We start from the raw sequence: 15,919 nt of genomic DNA, 5'->3' as shown, positions 1-15,919 counted from the left end.
GTGCCGTGAAAACCGTCGAGCGCAACGCCTGATGCGCCGGGCTTTACGCTCGACGATATGGAAGGCCGCGGCACGAGCCGGAGGCTTGCGCGATGACCTGAGCGCCCTTCGCGACCCACCGCGCCGGCGGCCTCGCGGTTGGCTGTGCGATTCCCAGGCGTTCGTTGCGGGATCTCCGCCGCAAACGGATTCGTCCGGTGCGCAAAAACAATCCCCATCATCAGAAACAAAGGCGCCAGACAGACGCGTCAAATTGACGCTCTCCATTAGTTAGATAACTAATCGCGCTTCACGCATGACATATCAACGACTTGCATCGTTGACATATTGCCAATTTGCATTCCGATGAATGCATTCGATATCTAACTTATACAAGAGTAACCAGTTTCAAAATTCGTTCAATTGACTTCAATTCACGCTGATGGCGAAAAAGATACGCCGTATACGGCCAATGATTTGGAGAAACTTACGATGACGACCTGGTACGGAACGTCCGGAAACGATATTTATGACGCTCCTTCGGGCCCGAACATGCTGTTCGGACAGGGGGGAAACGACGACATCCTCGGAAACACCGACGCCGACTATATTGATGGTGGCGACGGCAACGACACGCTGTACGGCAGCTTCGGAAACGACAGCCTGTACGGCGGCAATGGGGCCGACACGCTGTACGGCAACGACAACAACGATCTGCTGAGCGGCGAGGCAGGGAACGACTTCCTCTACGGCGGGAACAACAACGACACGCTGTACGGCGGGGCCGGCAACGACACGCTGTTCGGGGATTACGGGTCGGATGTCGGCCTGGACGTTCTGGCGGGTGGGGCCGGCAACGATGTCCTCTACGGCGGCTACGACAGCGACAACTACCTCTACACCTGCAATTCCGACGGCATCGATCTCATTTCGGATTCGCACGGGGATTACGACCGGCTCCGCATGAACGGCCCCACGGCGCCCAACCAGCTCGAATACTACCGGGCCAGCACCTTCGGCGGCGATTCCAACGACCTTCTGTTCTTCACCAAGGCCGACGCCGCCGATGGCACCATCAGCGAGTACATCATCATCGACGACTTCTGGAACGGCAGCGCCGCCGGCACCGGCCGGATCGAGTATCTGAACCTCAGCGGCACGGATTACTGGTTCAACGACGTCGTCTGGGGCCTGTAAGGCCGTCGGAGGGCTGGGCCGGCCCCAGCCCTCCGTCTAGCAGGACCATGACGCCGCACGCCGCGCGACACCACATAAGGAGTCTGTCGAACAACGGTCACAGCGCGAGGCGAGGTCGGGATGAGCTGGTCGATCCCCATCGGCACCGTGAAGGGCACGGTGATCCGCATCCACATCACCTTCTTCCTGTTCCTATTGTGGATCGGCGCCGCCTACCACGCCCAGGGCGGCTGGCCGGCGGCGCTGGAGGGGGTGGTTTTCCTCTCGCTGCTGTTCCTCTGCGTCCTGCTGCACGAGTTCGGACACGTCTTCGCCGCCCGGCGCTACGGCGTCCGCACGCCGGACATCACGCTGCTGCCCATCGGCGGGGTGGCCCGTCTGGAGCGTCTGCCGGAAAAGCCGTCGCAGGAGCTGGTGGTGGCCCTGGCCGGCCCGGCGGTCAATCTGGTGATCGCGGCGCTGCTCTACGCGGCGCTCGGCGGCTTCGTGCCGGCGGGGGCGGCGGAGGTGCAGAACGCCGGGATCGACGTGCTGTCCCGGCTGGCCGTGGTCAACCTGTTCCTGGCCCTGTTCAACCTGATCCCGGCCTTCCCCATGGACGGCGGGCGTGTGCTGAGGGCGGTCCTGGCGAGCCGCATGGGCTATGTCCGAGGCACCCAGGTGGCGGCCTCGGTCGGGCAGGCGGTGGCCATCGGGCTGGGGCTGCTCGGGCTGTTCGGCAACCCGATGCTGCTGTTCATCGCGCTGTTCGTCTATCTGGGCGCCTCGTCCGAAGCCCACGCGGTGCAGATGCGCGAGATCACCCACGGCGTGGTGGTGTCCGACGCCATGGTCACCCGTTTCGAGACACTGCCGCCCTCCGGCGTGTTGGAGGACGCCGTGCAATGCCTGATCCGCACGACCCAGCACGAGTTTCCCGTTGTGGACGGGGCCGGGACGCTGCGCGGCGTGCTGACCCGCGACGACCTGATCCGCGCCCTGCGCGACCGCGGCCCGGACACGCCGGTGCTGGAGGTGATGCGCCCCGACATCCCCGTCATTCACCGGCACGGCAAGCTGGAGGAGGCGCTGCGGCTGATGCAGGAGAAGAGCCTGCCCGCGGTCGGCGTCGATGACGGGAACGGGCGGCTGGTCGGTCTGGTCACCCCGGAGAATGTGGGGGAGATGATGATGGTGCAGGCCGCCCGGCACGCGCTGCGCCGCTGACCGCCTCCCCCTTCCGTTGCGCGGCCTCTCCGTTCGGGAACAAGCGGCGGGCGGGGTCATTGTGCTAGGACAGCGGATGCCCCCACACGGGAAGGGAGGATGACATGGCGATGCGCTCCACGCGCCGGGCGGCGTTGGCTCTGGCCGGATTCGCCGGGATGACCGCCGCCATGACCGGGCGGAAGGCCGGAGCGGACCAGCCCGGCGTTCACCGCGTCGCCATCCAGGTCAGCAGCAACGATCCGGCGCTGATGAACATGGCGCTGAACAACGTCAAGAACATCATCGAGTATTACAAGAACATCGGCGAGACGGTGGAGGTCGAACTGGTCACCTTCGGCCCCGGCCTGCACATGCTGCGCGCCGATCGCTCGCCCGTGAAGGACCGGCTGGCGTCGCTGAAGGGCAGCCTGCCGACCCTGACCTACTCCGCCTGCGAGAACACCCGCAACGGCATGATCCGCGTGGAACAGGGCGAGGTCCCCATGGTGCCGGAAGCCAAGCTGGTGCCCTCCGGCGTGGTCCGGCTGATGCAGCTTCAGGAAGAAGGCTGGTCCTACATCCGCCCGTAACCGGCCGCTCTATTCCGCCGCAATGTCCGTCAGCAGGGCCGCCGTCACCGGTCCCACGGTTCCGGCGCCGATGGCCAGCCCGTCCACGCGCAGCAACGGGCGCAGTCCAAGGCTGTTTGTCAGGAAGGCTTCCCCGGCTCCCAGCAGGTCGGCGACGGAAAGCGACGCCTCACTGGCATCGCCCCGCTCCAGGATCAGGGCGCGGCGGATGCCCGGCAGGGCCCCCTCGGCAACCGGCGGGGTCAGCAGGCGCCCGTCCCGGACGATGAACAGGTTCGCCACGCTGGACTCGGCCAGACGGCCCGCGCTGTTGAGCAGGAGCGCCTCTCCCGCGCCACGCGTCGCCGCCTCCTGCCGGGCGAGGATGGAATCCAGGTAATTCAGCGACTTCACGCGCGACAGCGGCGAATGCTCGTTGCGCCGGGTGCAAAGGGCGATGACCGCCTCCACCGGGCCGGCGGGCGGCGGAGCGGGCGCCAGCGTCATCAGCAGCGTCGGCACGGCGTCCGCCGGCGGCAGCACGCCGCGCGCTCCGGTCCCCCGCGTCAGCGTGATCCGCAGCACACCCTCCACGCAGCCCTGCGCCGCGATCAGCGCCTCGGTGGCGACGGCCATCGCCGCCGCGTCGTGAGGAAGCGGCAGGCCGAGCAGCGCCGCGCTGTCGGCCAGCCGGGCGAGATGCCGGTCGAGATGGCGGGCGGTGCCGCCGGCCACCCGGATCGTCTCGAACAGCCCGTCGCCCAGCGTGAAGCCGCGGTCCGCCGGATCGATCCGTGCCTCCGCCGCCGGCAGCAGGCGGCCGTTCAGCCAGACGACGGTCATGGCCGGGCTCATGGTCAGGCCTCCCCCAGCGCGCGGAGCTGGGCGCGGATCTTGACCATCATCTCCTCGTGCTCGTCCGCCGGGTCGGAATCGGCGACGATGCCGCCACCGGCCTGGGCAATCACCGCATCCGGCGTGATCGACAGAGTGCGGATGACGATGCTGCTGTCCATCGCGCCGTCGAAGCCGAGCCAGGCGACGGAGCCGCAATAGGCGCCGCGCCGCGCCACCTCCAGCTCGTCGATGATCTGCATGGCGCGGATCTTGGGCGCCCCGGTGATCGAGCCGCCGGGCAGCGCCGCCCGCAGCAGGTCCACCGCCCCCAGACCGGGCCGCAGCCGCGCGGTGACCACCGAGACGAGGTGATGCACGCTGGCGAAGCTCTCCAGCCCGTAGAGCGTCGGCACCCGGACGCTGCCGATCCGCGACACCCGGCCGAGGTCGTTGCGCAGCAGGTCGGTGATCATCAGGTTTTCCGCCCGGTCCTTGACACTGGCCACCAGTTCCGCGGCGGCGGCGGCGTCCGCGGCGGGGTCGGCGTAGCGCGGGCGGGTGCCCTTGATCGGGCGCGTCTCCACCTCCCCGGTGGCGCTGAGGCGGATGAAGCGCTCCGGCGAGGCGCTGGCGATGCACAGGCGCGGGCCGCAGTCGAGATAGGCGGCGAAGGGCGCCGGACTGATCGCGCGCAGCCGGCGGTACAGCGCGTAGGGGTCCAGCCCGGCGGGCCGGTCGGCCAGGAAGCGCTGCGTGAAGTTGGCCTGATAGATGTCGCCGGCCCGGATGTACTCCAGCACCCGCTCCACCCGTGTCAGATAGTCGTCGCGCTCCAGCTCGCTCCGCCAGGGGGCGGCCGGGACGGGGCCGAGCGGGGACGCTCCGCCGGCCTCCAGCCGGGCCGCCAGGGCGCGGGCGCGGCCCTCCGCTTCCGGGCGGGCGGCGATCACCCAGGCGCGGCGCTCCGCATGGTCGAAGGCGGCCACCGCGTCGTAGAAGCCGAAGGCCATCTCCGGCTGGCCGCCGGGGTTGGCGTGGCGCGTGCGGATGCGCTCCAGCCGCAGCCCCGCCTCGTAGCCGATGAAGCCAACCGCCCCGCCGCAAAAGGGCGCCGGTCCCGGCGGGCTGTCGGGCCGGGCGTGGCGCGCCAGCTCCTCCGCCAGCACGGCGAAGAGGTCGCCGTCCACCGGGCGGCCGTCGAGATGCGCCCGCCCGTCCAGCGACTCCAGGGTGCGGAACGGCTCCGCCGCGATGTAGCTGTAGCGGCCATGGGCCGGGTGCGGGGCGGCGCTGTCGAGCAGCATCGACCAGGGCTGTCCGGACAGCGCGCGGAAGGCCTCCGCCGGATCGGCGCATGACAAGGGGATCGCCAGCATGGCGGCGGAGCTTCCTCTAAGACCGGCCTTACATGAGAATGGTGGCGCCGCCGTCCACCACCAACACATGCCCGTTGACGTAGGACGCGGCGGGCGAGGCCAGGAACACCGCGGCCCCGGCGATCTCCTCCGGGCGGCCCCAGCGGCCGATCGGGGTGCGCCCCTCGAAATAGGCGGACAGGGCCGGGTTGCCGGTGATGCCGGCGTTGGTCTCCGTCGCGAAGAAGCCCGGCGCGATGGCGTTGCTGGTCAGGCCCTTTGCGCCATACTCGGCGGCGAGCGCCCGCACCATGCCGGCCAGCCCGGCCTTGGCGGCGGCGTAGACCGCGTCGTTGGCGCGGGCGATCTGCCCGGAGATGGAGGTCACCGTGATCAGCCGCCCGAAGCCCTGGGGCAGCATCAGCCGCGCCGCCTCCCGCGCCAGGATCAGGCCGGCGGCCAGATCGACGTTGAGCAGGTCGCTGATCTCCTCGTCCGCAAAGTCGGTCAGCGGCTTGCGGTTGCGCTGCCCGACATTCTGCACCAGCACGTCCAGCCGTCCGTGGTCCCGGGCGATCCGCGCGTAGGCGTCCCGAACCGCGTCGCGGTCGGCCACGTCGAAGGCCAGCACCGAGGCCCGCCCGCCCGCCGCGGCGATGGCCTCGGCCTGCGGTTCCAGCCGCGCGGCGTCGCGCCCGTTCAGCAGCACATGGGCGCCCGACCCGGCCATGGCGCGGGCGATTTCCAGACCCAGCCCGCGCCCGGACCCGGTGACCAGCGCCACCCGGCCTTCCAGCGAGAACTGCGACAGATACGGGAGATGCGGAGCGGTCATGGTCACCGTTGGGGAGAAGGTGGACGGTCTTGCAGATTTAGCAGATGGCCAGCCGGATGACACCCCGTTCGGCATCAGACTTCGGGGCGACTGGATAGGAAGTTCCCTCTCCCCCCGGAGGGGCGAGGGTTATAAAGGCCAAATGCGATAGCCCAGCATCAGACTTCAGGCGCGGGGAAGCAACTCCACCGTTTCCGCGATGGTCCAGCCGTCCGCCCGCACCAGCCGCCCAAGGCGCCCATACAGCGTGGCTCTGGGGGACAGGCGCCCTTCCGCGGCGAAGACGTCGGCGGCGGGAGCGGTCAGCAGGCCCAGCACCTCCACCGAGAAGGCGACGCCGTTGCGCGTCAGCAGGCGCCCGAAGGGCTCCGTCCCCTCTTGAAGCTGTTCGGCGAAGGTCGCAGGAAAGCCGTCGAGCGCGATGCGGATGCTCGCCAGTTCGACCGGCAGCGCGTCCGGCCCGACGGTCAGCACGATGTCGCGCAGCAGCGCCGTCCCGTCCGGCTCCGTCCGCTGGCGCAGCACCCGCACGCCCACCGGCTCGTCCCACCGCTCCGACAGGACGGCGGTCATGCCGCGGTCGTGGTCGAGCAGCGTCCGATAGGGCACCGGGACCGCGGCGGCGGGCAGCGTGGACAGCGCCCGTGCCCCGGCGCCCCATCCCGCCGTCAGAGCCCGCGCGCGCGCCAAAACGGAACCGGACTCGTCCATGGAGGAACAACCGGCGGCGGAGGCGGACGAAAAGGAAGGCTTCATTCGAAATCGCGGTTCTGCGGAAAGGATGTGGGCGAAAGAACTTGGCCGCTCCTGGCGGGGACAGCGGCCACGGGCCGGCATTCTAGGAACAGCGCCCCACCGACCGCAATGCCGAAGGCGCACATCCCTGCGTCGTGTCCTCCGCGTGCCCCCACGCGGAAAAGGGTCGCCGCCCGCAGCCCTGTCCCGCGCCACCGGCCTCTTGCGCCCGCCGCGCGCTGCATTAGATCATGCTCATAAAGACGCCCGCCCTGGAGGGAAGCCGCGCCATGTCCGACCTTCTGCACGTCGCCTGCCCAAGCTGCGACACCCTGAACCGCATGCCGCGCGGACGCCTGGACCAGCCCGGCGCCGGCAAGTGCGGCCGCTGCGGCCAGCCGCTGTTCCAGGGCAAGCCGATCGCGCTCAGTGCCGCCCGCTTCACCGCCCAGGCGGAGCGCAGCGACCTGCCGCTGCTCATCGACTTTTGGGCGGAGTGGTGCGGGCCGTGCCGGATGATGGCGCCGGTCTTCGAGCAGGCCGCCGGCCAACTGGAACCCCACATCCGCCTCGCCAAGATCGACACCGAAGCCGCCCCCGATCTGGCCGCCCGCTTCGGCGTGCGCAGCATCCCGACCCTCGTCCTGGTCCACCATGGGCGCGAGGTGGCGCGCACCGCCGGGGCGATGCCGCTGCCCGCCCTGCTCGGCTGGGTGCGGCAGGCGATGGCCGCGGTCTGACCGTTACTCGGCTTCGATCAGCAGCCGGGTCAGGTCGGAGACGGAGGCGACCTCCAGCTTGTCCATGACGTTGTGGCGGTGCACCTCCACCGTCTTCAGGCTGAGGTTGATCTCCGCGGCGATGACCTTGTTCGGCTTACCCTGCACCACCAGATAGGCGACCTGCCGCTCCCGCGGGGTCAGGCGGGCCAGCAGGGCGCGAACCTGGGCCTTGCGCGCCTGCGCCTCCCACGCCCGACGGGATGTCTCCAGCGCCTCGTGCACCCGGTCGAGGAGAAGCTGGTCGTTGAAGGGTTTCTCGATGACGTCCACCGCTCCGGCGCGGAAGGCGCGGGCGGCCATCGGCACGTCGCCGTGGCCGGTGATGACCACGACGGCCAGGACGGAGCCGGCGCGGGCCAGCGTGTCCTGCAACTCCAGCCCGCTCATCCCCGGCATCCGCACGTCGGTGACGAGGCAGCCGGGCCGGTCGGCGCGGACGGCGCGCAGGAACTCCTCGCCGGAGCCGAAGGACTCCACCGCCACGCCGAGCGAGCCGATCAGCCAGCCCAGCGAATGGCGCATCGCCGGATCGTCGTCCACCACGTAGACGGTGCGGGCCGCGTCAGCCTGCATCGACCTTCTCCTCCGCTGCGGGCAGAACGAGGCGCACGATGGTGCCTCCGCCCGGATTGTCCGTGGCCCAGAGATGGCCGCCATGGCTTTCCACGATGGTCCGGCAGATCGACAGCCCCAGCCCCATGCCGCCCGGCTTGGTGGTGAAGAAGGGGTCGAACAGGCGCGCCCGCGCGTCCTCCGACAGCCCGTGCCCGCGGTCGGCGACCGCGATCTCCACCCGCCCTTCCGCGTCCAGGCCGGTGCGCACGGTGACGCCCCTGCCCTCCCCCGCCCCATCACCCATGGCGTCCAGCGCGTTCTTGACGAGGTTCAGGACGACCTGCTCGATCTGCACCCGGTCGGCCAGGACCGGCGGCAGGCCGGGAGCCAAGTCGCGGGTGACCGGGATGTTGCCGCTGCGCGCCCGCCCTTCGCAGAGCTGCAGCGCCGCCTCCACCGCGCCGTTGACGTCGGCCGGTTCGAGCTGGACGGCGCGCTTGCGCACGAAGTCGCGGATGCGGGCGATGATCTGCCCGGCGCGGTCGGCCTGGGCGGCGATGGCGCGGGAGGCCTCCGCGAACTCCGCAGGGCTGCCCACCCCGGCCTCCAGCCGCCGCGTGCAGCCGCGCGCGTAGTTGGCGATGGCGCCCAACGGCTGGTTCAGCTCATGAGCGATGTTGCTGGCCATCTCGCCGAGGATGGAGAGGCGGGCGACATGGTCCATCTCCTTCTGCCGTTCCCGCGCGGTGTCCTCGGCGCGGCGGCGTTCGGCCATCTCGCGGCGCAGCTCGCGGTTGGCGGCGCGCAGCTCGGCGGTGCGCACCTTGATGAGATGCTCCACCCGCAGCGAATGGACCGCCCACCACAGCAGGGCCAGAGCCGCCAGCGCCAGCCAGTGCCAGTGTTCGCGCGCGAGGTCGAGCAGGGTGACGTCGCGCAGATGCTCGTAGGGGCCGATGCGCAGGCTGCGGAACAGGCCGTGGACCGGCTGGTAGTCCATCGGCACCGTCCAGCCCTCGTAGCCGCCGGCCAGCGCCGCCGGATGGCCGTCCGGCATCTGGAACAGAGCGACCACCACCGCCTTGGCCAGTTCCTCCGGCGTACCGGCCAGCCGGGCGAGCGGCCAGTCGGGGTAGAGGCCGGTGGACAGGGCGCAGCCGAACCCCGGCTCCGTCCGGGCGCCGACGACCTGGAAACCCGCGCGATCGAGGTGGCCTTCCTGCGCCAGTTCCTCCAGCACGCAGGCGCGCAGAACGCCGGCGTCCACCGCGCCGTCGCGGACGGCGAAGGCGACGCGGTCCACGGGAAAACCGGAGAAGCGCAGTTCCTCCAGGTCGGCGTAGGGATCGACCCCGACCGTCAGCATCGCCCCCCAGGCGACCTGAAAGCCGCCGAAGGCGTCGGGGTCCACCGCCATCACGGACTTGCCCTTGAGATCGGCGAGGCCGCGGATGTCGTCGCGCCCCGCCCGGACGATCAGAGCGGACCCCACCGCCGCCCCCGACGCGCCGGAGCGGGAGGAATGGAGCGTGGCGATGCGGGTGACGCCGTGGCGGGCCTCCAGTTCCACGTAATTGCCGGTGTTGGTCAGGACGAAATCGACGCCGCCGGCGGCCACCGCCGCGTCCATGCCCGGCAGGTCGAGCGGCACCATCTCCGCCCCGCGCTGCGGAAAGCGCTCCGCCAGATAGCGGACGGTCGGTTCCCAGACGGCGTTGGCGTGGTCGCCGCCACGGTAGGCCAGCACGCCGACGCGGATCGGCGACTCCGCCGCCCGGGCAGGAAGCCCGGCGGAGAGCATCCCCAGCAGCGCCAGCATCAGGCAGACCGGGCGGACGGTGAACCGCATGGCATCCTTCGGACGGGTGAAGACGCGGGGGAACCGCGGGAACGGCCCCCGACGCGCCGCATACACCCTTACGCCGCCGCTTTCAATCCGGGTGGTCGCATCGCTCAGGGAAAGGCGACGCCGGGGCGCAGGCCGATCCGCTTCAGCACGATCGCCAGCGGACAGAAGCCGGTGAAGGCCGCCTGGAGCAGGTTGGCCCCGACGAAAGCGGTCAGCCACAGCCAGTTCGGGCCGTGCATTTGGGACAGGGCGAGACTCAGCAGGATCATGGTTCCGGCGAAAGCCATGACGACGCGGTCGATGCTCACGATGCGGTCTCCTCCGTGCCGGTTGGCGGGGTCATTTCATTCGTTGACACTAATTTAGCAATATCTAAAATATGGTGTCAAGACACCCTGAGTCCCGTTCCTCCCGTCCGAAGTGGCCCGCCATGCCCCGCTCCCTCCTCCCACACACGCCAGCCCGCAAGGCGCTGCTCGTCCTGCTGGCAGTCCTCCTGCCCCTGTCCGCGACGGCGGGCGAACCCGGCAGCCTGACCGTGCAGCCGCGCCCGGTGGAGGACCTGAAGGCCGTCTTCGCCACGGTGGAAAGCGTGCGCGAGACGCTGGCCCGCGCCCGCATCGGCGGCACGGTGGCCGACCTGACGGTGACGGAGGGTGACAAGGTGACCGTCGGGCAGGTCATCGCCACCGTGCGCGACCCCAAGCTGCCGCTCCAACTCGCCGCACTCGACGCGCGCATCCGGGCGCTGACGGCGCAGCAGCGTCAGGCGGAGCTGGAGCTGGGCCGCGCCCGCCAGCTCCGCGCCAGCGGCACCGGCACGCAGCAGCGGCTGGACGACGCCCAGGCGGCGCTGGACGTCGCCCGCGCCCAGATCGCCGCCATGGAAGCCGAACGCTCCGTCGTCGCCCAGCAGGCGCGGGAGGGGGAGGTGCTGGCCCCCGCCGCGGGGCGCGTCCTTCAGGTCAAGGTGATCGCCGGCGCCGTGGTGATGCCGGGCGAGCCGGTCGCCAGCATCGCCACCGACACCTACATCCTGCGGTTCCGCCTGCCGGAGCGGCACGCCCGCTTCCTGAAGGAGGGCGACTCGGTGCTGGTCGGCCAGCGCGGGCTGGCGCCGGTGACCGTCGCCGATCCCGGCGCCACGGCGCTGGCGCGCGGCACCGTCCGGCAGGTCTATCCCGAGATGGCCGGGGGGCAAGTGGTCGCCGACGCCACGGTCGATGGCTTGGGCGACTTCTTCGTCGGCGAGCGGGTGCGGGTCTACGTCGCCACCGGCACGCGCGATGCGGTGGTGATCCCACCGGACTGGCTGCTGCGCCGCTTCGGCACCGATTTCGTCCGGCTGGCCGACGGGACGGAGGTTCCGGTCCAGGCGGGCGGCGACATTCCCGCGCTGGACGGCCAACCCGGCGGGCTGGAGATCCTGTCCGGTCTGAAGCCCGGCGATGTGATCGTCCGCCCGGCCGGCTCGTGAGGGGGGCGTCATGAAGCTCGGCCTGTCCGGGGTGCTGACGCGGACCTTCATCCGCTCCCCCCTGACCCCGCTGCTGCTGCTCGCCTCTCTGGCGGTCGGCGCCATCGCCCTGCTGTCCCTCCCGCGCGAGGAGGAGCCGCAGATCAGCGTTCCCATGGTCGACATCCTCGTCCAGGCCGACGGGCTGAAGGCCGGCGACGCGGTCGAGCTGGTCACCCGGCCGCTGGAGGAGATCGTCAAGGGCATCGACGGGGTCGAACACACCTACAGCCAGACCATGGATGACCGCGTGGTGGTCACCGCGCGCTTCCTCGTCGGGACCCCGTCCGACGACGCCATCCTGCGCGTGCACGAGAAGGTGCGGGCCAGCCTGGACCGCATCCCGCTGGGCATCCCGGAACCGCTGATCGTCGGGCGCGGCATCAACGACGTCGCCATCCTGACGCTCACCCTGTCACCCCGAGCGGACGCCGCCGGGCGCTGGACCGCCAACGCCCTGCACGGCGTGGCCGACGACCTGCTGGGCCAGCTCACCCAGATCGAGGATGTCGGGCGCAGTGTCATCGTCGGGGGGAGCCCCGACCAGATCCGCGTGGAGCCCGACCCGGAACGGCTGGCGCTTTACGGCGTCACACTGAACCAGCTCGTCGACAAGGTGAGGAACGCCAACCGCTCCTTCCTCGCCGGGTCGCTGCGCAGCGCGGGCGGCAGCCTGCCGGTGGTCGCCGGCCGGACGCTCCAGGGCACGGCGGACATCGGGCTGCTCCTCGTCACCACCCGCGACGGACGGCCCGTCTATGTGAAGGACGTGGCCGACGTGGTTGCCGGGGCGCGTCCCGACGAGAGCAGCGCCTGGCATCTGGTGCCGGACGGCAAAGGCGGGCTGGTCCGCACCCCCGCCGTCACCATCGCCATCGCCAAGCGCGGCGGGGCCAACGCCGTCACCATCGCCGACCGCGTGCTGGCGCGCGTCCAGGCCATCCAGGCCGACGGGTTGCCGAAGGACCTGACGCTGACCGTCACCCGCGACTACGGCGAGACGGCCGACGAGAAGGTCAACGAGCTGCTGTTCCATCTGGCGCTCGCCACCGTCACCATCGTCGGGCTGATCGTCCTGGCCATCGGCTGGCGCGAGGGGCTGGTGACGCTGGTGGTCATCCCGACGACGATCCTGCTGACCCTGTTCGCGTCCTGGCTGATGGGCTACACCATCAACCGGGTCAGCCTGTTCGCCCTGATCTTCTCCATCGGCATCCTGGTCGACGACGCCATCGTGGTGGTGGAGAACATCGACCGCCACTGGTCGATGCGCGACGGGCGGAGCAAGGTCCAGGCCGCCATAGAGGCGGTGGCGGAGGTCGGCAACCCGACCATCGTCGCCACCCTGACGGTCATCGCCGCGCTGCTGCCGATGATGTTCGTGTCCGGCCTGATGGGCCCCTACATGAGCCCGATCCCGGCCAACGCCTCCGCCGCCATGGTCTTCAGCTTCTTCGTCGCCATGGTGCTGACGCCCTGGCTGATGGTGACGCTGCGTCCGGGGGAGTCTCCGGCGGGTGGGCACGGCGAGGACGGCGGCGGGCGGCTGGGGCGCCTCTACCGCGCCGCCGCGCGCCCGATCGTGCGCAGCAAGCGCCGCGCTTGGTTCTTCCTGCTGGCGGTCGGGGTGGCGACGCTCGCCTCGACGGGGCTGTTCTACAGCAAGGACGTGGCGGTGAAGCTGCTGCCCTTCGACAACAAGTCGGAGCTCCAGGTGGTGCTCGACCTGCCGCGCGGCGCGGCACCGGAGGACACCGAGCGCGCCCTGCTCGCCGCCGCCCGGGCCATTGCCGACCTGCCGGAGCTGGCCAGCGTCCAGGCCTATGCCGGGACCGCCTCCCCCTTCAATTTCAACGGTCTGGTCCGGCACTACTATCTGCGCGACCAGCCCGAGCAGGGCGACCTTCAAATCAACCTCGCCCCCAAGAACGAGCGGAGCCGCAGCAGCCATGCGATCGCGCTCGACATCCGGGCGCGGCTCTCCGCCCTCCCCCTGCCCGCCGGGACCGTGCTGAAGGTGGTCGAGGTGCCGCCCGGCCCGCCGGTGCTGTCCACCCTGCTGATGGAGGTCTACGGCCCCGACGCGGAGACCCGGCGCAGGGCGGCGCTGGCGGTCGAGGACGCCTTTCGCGGCGTGGACTTCATCGTCGATGTGGAAAACAGCATCCGCCCGACCGGCGACCGGCTGCGCTTTGCCCTCGACCGCGAGAGCCTGGAGTTCCACGGCGTGGAGGAGCAGGCCGTCTACGACACGCTGCGCGCGCTGACCGGCGGCGTTCCCGTCGGCTACTCGCACCGCGGCGCGGGGCGCACGCCCATCGAGATCGCCGTGCAAATGCCGCGCTCCGGCCTGTTCCTGTCCGAGCGCCTCCTCGCCACCCCGGTTCCGGGCGCGCGCGGCACGGTGGAACTGGGCGATCTGGTGACGATGGCCCGCGAGCCGGCCTCCCACACGCTGTTCCGCCACAACGGGCGCTTCGCGGAGATGGTCATGGCCGATCTGGCCGGTCGGTTCGAGGCGCCGGTCTACGGCATGCTGGCGGTGCAGGAGCGGCTGAAGGCCGTGGACTGGCCGGCCGCCGGGCTCGCCGCCGCGCCGGAGATCCGCCTGCACGGCCAGCCGGACGACCAGAGCCGGCCCGTACTGCTGTGGGACGGCGAGTGGGAGATCACTTACGTCACCTTCCGCGATATGGGCACGGCCTTCGGGGTGGCGATCCTTGGCATCTACCTGCTGGTCGTCGCGCAGTTCGGCAGCTTCAAGCTGCCGCTGGTCATCCTGGTGCCGGTGCCGCTGACGCTGATCGGCATTGTGCTGGGCCACTGGCTGTTCGGGGCGCCCTTCACGGCCACCTCGATGATCGGCTTCATCGCGCTGGCCGGGATCATCGTGCGCAACTCCATCCTGCTGGTGGACTTCATCCGCCACCTGCGGAAGCGCGGGATGCCGCTGCGCGAGGCGGTGCTGGAGGCCGGAGCCATCCGCTTCAAGCCGATCCTGCTGACCGCCGTCGCCGCGATGATCGGCGCCGCCTTCATCCTGACCGACCCGATCTTCCAGGGTCTGGCGATCTCGCTGCTGTTCGGGCTGTTCAGCTCCACCCTTCTGACGGTGCTGGTGATCCCGGCAATTTACATCGTCCTGCGCGGGGACGCCGCCGACCGTTCCAACCTTCAGGGATGACCATGCTCAAGACCCTTCTGTCCCGTCTCGGCCTCAACCGGAGCGAAAACGCCATGAGCGACCAGATCAAGACCGTCGACGCCGGCACCGTCATGGGCTGGCTGAAGGACGGATCGGCGGTGATCGTCGATGTCCGCGAGCCCCACGAGCACCGCGCCGGCCACATCCCCGGCGCCACGCTGGTGCCGCTGTCGCAGTTCGATCCGGCCCGCGTGCCGGACGCGACGGGCAAGCATCTCGTCTTCCATTGCCAGAGCGGGCGGCGCTGCGGCCCGGCCTCGGCCAAGATGGCGGCCGGCGGCTACACCGGGAACATCCACCGGCTGAGCGGCGGCATGGTCGCCTGGATGGCGGCGTCCGGCCCGGTCGAGCGCTGAGAGACGGCGTCAGGGCGTCGGGTCCGCGTCGGCCACGCAGCGCGCGCCGACGCAGAACTGGCGGTACAGCTCCAGCAGGATCGGGCGCACCCGGTCCGATCCGATGCGGTAGTGGATCGAGGTGCCGTCCCGCCGGGTGGCGACGAGCCCCTCGTCCCGCAGCTTGGCGAGATGCTGGGACAGGTTCGACTGCGACAGGCCGAGCCGCCGCGCGAGGTCGCCCACCGGCATCTCCCCGTCGAGCAGGCTGCACAGGATCATCAGCCGGTGGCGGCTGGCGATGGAGCGCAGGAAGGCTTCCGCCTCGGCGGCCCGCGCTTCCAGTTCGGCAGGGTCGAGCGGCGGTTCGGTGGTTAGCATGGGCCACGCCCACCCTTTAAATGAAATTTCTCTAATTTATAGGGCACTACCCGGCGATCAAGCGGATTGTGGCCGGCCTTCCTGAACCGTGCTTGAACGCTCCGTTCAGGCAAGGCTCAGCCGCGCCTTGCCATGATCCCTCCTGACCGGGCGCCCCCGCCCTTTGCGATGGAGACAGGATCATGAATCGTTCGACCACCCTCCCGCTCCTGCCTGCGGTCTTCGCCGCCCTTCTGCTGTCCGGCCCCGCCGACGCCGGCGAGCGGCACCGCACGATCCAGGCCGCCTCGCCGCAGCCGGTCGCCGAGGTGCTTCGGGCCGGGAGCGGCACCGTCTCCGGGTCGGTCGCCGCGGTGGGCGTCAACTGGATGACCGTTCAGGACGACAGCGCCCGGATGGATGTCAGGATGCGCGGCGCCCTGCCGCAAGGCATTGCCCAAGGCGCGCCCATCACCGTCACCGGACGTGCCCACAAGGGCGGGCTGCTGGCCAGCGAGATCATCCTCGCCGATGGCTCCCTGCACCGGCCGTCCCGCGACCACGACGACGATTGACCACGGAAAGCGTCCCTCCCCGGGATTAAAAGGCCCTCCCGAAACGA

At 70.3% G+C, this 15,919-nt stretch carries 16 protein-coding genes; 8 read left to right on the top strand and 8 right to left on the bottom strand.

Annotated features, from left to right (window positions below):
• Window positions 1-471: 471 nt before the first annotated feature.
• The 3 genes from FBZ83_RS32300 (at window position 472) to FBZ83_RS08785 (ending at window position 2,954) form a co-directional block, all read left to right on the top strand.
• On the top strand, window positions 472-1,176 hold the full coding sequence (locus FBZ83_RS32300) for a calcium-binding protein (RefSeq protein WP_145682078.1): 705 nt from the start codon (window positions 472-474) through the stop codon (window positions 1,174-1,176).
• Window positions 1,177-1,296: 120 nt separating this feature from the next.
• Window positions 1,297-2,382: a site-2 protease family protein gene (locus FBZ83_RS08790; protein ID WP_145682077.1), complete on the top strand. Its 1,086-nt coding sequence runs from the start codon at window positions 1,297-1,299 to the stop codon at window positions 2,380-2,382.
• A 104-nt stretch (window positions 2,383-2,486) separates the two neighbouring features.
• A complete protein-coding gene (locus FBZ83_RS08785; protein ID WP_186466011.1) occupies window positions 2,487-2,954 on the top strand; it encodes a hypothetical protein in 468 nt (155 codons plus the stop codon).
• A gap of 9 nt (window positions 2,955-2,963) precedes the next feature.
• Here the strand turns inward: FBZ83_RS08785 and FBZ83_RS08780 are convergent, their stop codons facing one another.
• The 4 genes from FBZ83_RS08780 to FBZ83_RS08765 all read right to left on the bottom strand — a co-directional run bounded on the left by FBZ83_RS08780 (window position 2,964) and on the right by FBZ83_RS08765 (window position 6,671).
• Window positions 2,964-3,788, bottom strand: coding sequence for an aminotransferase class IV (locus FBZ83_RS08780; protein WP_247888222.1), 825 nt, complete (start codon window positions 3,786-3,788; stop codon window positions 2,964-2,966).
• Window positions 3,789-3,790: 2 nt separating this feature from the next.
• Window positions 3,791-5,146, bottom strand: a complete 1,356-nt coding sequence (gene pabB, locus FBZ83_RS08775; protein WP_145682076.1) for an aminodeoxychorismate synthase component I — start codon at window positions 5,144-5,146, stop codon at window positions 3,791-3,793.
• Between the two features lie 28 nt (window positions 5,147-5,174).
• Window positions 5,175-5,960, bottom strand: coding sequence for an SDR family oxidoreductase (locus FBZ83_RS08770; RefSeq protein ID WP_145682075.1), 786 nt, complete (start codon window positions 5,958-5,960; stop codon window positions 5,175-5,177).
• 165 nt (window positions 5,961-6,125) lie between these two features.
• On the bottom strand, window positions 6,126-6,671 hold the full coding sequence (locus tag FBZ83_RS08765) for a hypothetical protein (protein WP_247888221.1): 546 nt from the start codon (window positions 6,669-6,671) through the stop codon (window positions 6,126-6,128).
• Between the two features lie 314 nt (window positions 6,672-6,985).
• Between FBZ83_RS08765 and trxC the strand changes: the two genes are divergently transcribed.
• On the top strand, window positions 6,986-7,435 hold the full coding sequence (gene trxC, locus FBZ83_RS08760; protein ID WP_145682073.1) for a thioredoxin TrxC: 450 nt from the start codon (window positions 6,986-6,988) through the stop codon (window positions 7,433-7,435).
• A gap of 3 nt (window positions 7,436-7,438) precedes the next feature.
• Here the strand turns inward: trxC and FBZ83_RS08755 are convergent, their stop codons facing one another.
• From FBZ83_RS08755 to FBZ83_RS08745, 3 genes are all read right to left on the bottom strand, one after another.
• On the bottom strand, window positions 7,439-8,050 hold the full coding sequence (locus FBZ83_RS08755) for a response regulator transcription factor (protein ID WP_145682072.1): 612 nt from the start codon (window positions 8,048-8,050) through the stop codon (window positions 7,439-7,441).
• Window positions 8,040-9,881, bottom strand: coding sequence for a sensor histidine kinase (locus FBZ83_RS08750; protein WP_145682071.1), 1,842 nt, complete (start codon window positions 9,879-9,881; stop codon window positions 8,040-8,042). The genes FBZ83_RS08755 and FBZ83_RS08750 overlap by 11 nt, the downstream gene beginning before the upstream one ends.
• Window positions 9,882-9,985: 104 nt before the next feature.
• Window positions 9,986-10,189: a YgaP family membrane protein gene (locus FBZ83_RS08745; RefSeq protein ID WP_145682070.1), complete on the bottom strand. Its 204-nt coding sequence runs from the start codon at window positions 10,187-10,189 to the stop codon at window positions 9,986-9,988.
• A 122-nt stretch (window positions 10,190-10,311) separates the two neighbouring features.
• Between FBZ83_RS08745 and FBZ83_RS08740 the strand changes: the two genes are divergently transcribed.
• Genes FBZ83_RS08740 through FBZ83_RS08730 form a run of 3 tightly spaced genes read left to right on the top strand, consistent with a single transcriptional unit; the run spans window position 10,312 to window position 14,958 of the window.
• Window positions 10,312-11,358 carry an efflux RND transporter periplasmic adaptor subunit gene (locus tag FBZ83_RS08740; protein ID WP_145682069.1) on the top strand — a complete coding sequence of 349 codons (1,047 nt, stop codon included), beginning with the start codon at window positions 10,312-10,314 and terminating at the stop codon, window positions 11,356-11,358.
• A gap of 10 nt (window positions 11,359-11,368) precedes the next feature.
• Window positions 11,369-14,581, top strand: a complete 3,213-nt coding sequence (locus tag FBZ83_RS08735) for an efflux RND transporter permease subunit (protein WP_145682068.1) — start codon at window positions 11,369-11,371, stop codon at window positions 14,579-14,581.
• Window positions 14,582-14,583: 2 nt separating this feature from the next.
• The gene (locus tag FBZ83_RS08730; protein WP_247888220.1) at window positions 14,584-14,958 is read left to right on the top strand and encodes a rhodanese-like domain-containing protein; all 375 of its coding nucleotides are present in this window, start codon (window positions 14,584-14,586) and stop codon (window positions 14,956-14,958) included.
• Between the two features lie 9 nt (window positions 14,959-14,967).
• On the opposite strand, the gene FBZ83_RS08725 is transcribed toward FBZ83_RS08730, so the two are convergent.
• On the bottom strand, window positions 14,968-15,318 hold the full coding sequence (locus FBZ83_RS08725) for an ArsR/SmtB family transcription factor (protein ID WP_145682066.1): 351 nt from the start codon (window positions 15,316-15,318) through the stop codon (window positions 14,968-14,970).
• Window positions 15,319-15,500: 182 nt separating this feature from the next.
• Between FBZ83_RS08725 and FBZ83_RS08720 the strand changes: the two genes are divergently transcribed.
• The gene (locus FBZ83_RS08720) at window positions 15,501-15,872 is read left to right on the top strand and encodes a cytochrome c maturation protein CcmE (protein WP_145682065.1); all 372 of its coding nucleotides are present in this window, start codon (window positions 15,501-15,503) and stop codon (window positions 15,870-15,872) included.
• Window positions 15,873-15,919 lie beyond the last annotated feature (47 nt).

The sequence above is a fragment of the Azospirillum brasilense genome (genome assembly GCF_007827815.1).
In the GTDB taxonomy this organism is placed as follows: Bacteria; Pseudomonadota; Alphaproteobacteria; order Azospirillales; family Azospirillaceae; genus Azospirillum; species Azospirillum brasilense_C.
This window is presented reverse-complemented; position numbering and strand designations above follow the sequence as displayed.

Bases quoted from the DNA above. Each gene is read 5' to 3' on its own strand.
- FBZ83_RS32300 (WP_145682078.1), top strand. From the start codon at position 472: ATGACGACCTGGTACGGAACGTCCGGAAACGATATTTATGACGCTCCT.
- FBZ83_RS08790 (WP_145682077.1), top strand. From the start codon at position 1,297: ATGAGCTGGTCGATCCCCATCGGCACCGTGAAGGGCACGGTGATCCGC.
- FBZ83_RS08785 (WP_186466011.1), top strand. From the start codon at position 2,487: ATGGCGATGCGCTCCACGCGCCGGGCGGCGTTGGCTCTGGCCGGATTC.
- FBZ83_RS08780 (WP_247888222.1), bottom strand. From the start codon at position 3,788: ATGAGCCCGGCCATGACCGTCGTCTGGCTGAACGGCCGCCTGCTGCCG.
- pabB (WP_145682076.1), bottom strand. From the start codon at position 5,146: ATGCTGGCGATCCCCTTGTCATGCGCCGATCCGGCGGAGGCCTTCCGC.
- FBZ83_RS08770 (WP_145682075.1), bottom strand. From the start codon at position 5,960: ATGACCGCTCCGCATCTCCCGTATCTGTCGCAGTTCTCGCTGGAAGGC.
- FBZ83_RS08765 (WP_247888221.1), bottom strand. From the start codon at position 6,671: ATGGACGAGTCCGGTTCCGTTTTGGCGCGCGCGCGGGCTCTGACGGCG.
- trxC (WP_145682073.1), top strand. From the start codon at position 6,986: ATGTCCGACCTTCTGCACGTCGCCTGCCCAAGCTGCGACACCCTGAAC.
- FBZ83_RS08755 (WP_145682072.1), bottom strand. From the start codon at position 8,050: ATGCAGGCTGACGCGGCCCGCACCGTCTACGTGGTGGACGACGATCCG.
- FBZ83_RS08750 (WP_145682071.1), bottom strand. From the start codon at position 9,881: ATGCGGTTCACCGTCCGCCCGGTCTGCCTGATGCTGGCGCTGCTGGGG.
- FBZ83_RS08740 (WP_145682069.1), top strand. From the start codon at position 10,312: ATGCCCCGCTCCCTCCTCCCACACACGCCAGCCCGCAAGGCGCTGCTC.
- FBZ83_RS08735 (WP_145682068.1), top strand. From the start codon at position 11,369: ATGAAGCTCGGCCTGTCCGGGGTGCTGACGCGGACCTTCATCCGCTCC.
- FBZ83_RS08730 (WP_247888220.1), top strand. From the start codon at position 14,584: ATGCTCAAGACCCTTCTGTCCCGTCTCGGCCTCAACCGGAGCGAAAAC.
- FBZ83_RS08725 (WP_145682066.1), bottom strand. From the start codon at position 15,318: ATGCTAACCACCGAACCGCCGCTCGACCCTGCCGAACTGGAAGCGCGG.
- FBZ83_RS08720 (WP_145682065.1), top strand. From the start codon at position 15,501: ATGAATCGTTCGACCACCCTCCCGCTCCTGCCTGCGGTCTTCGCCGCC.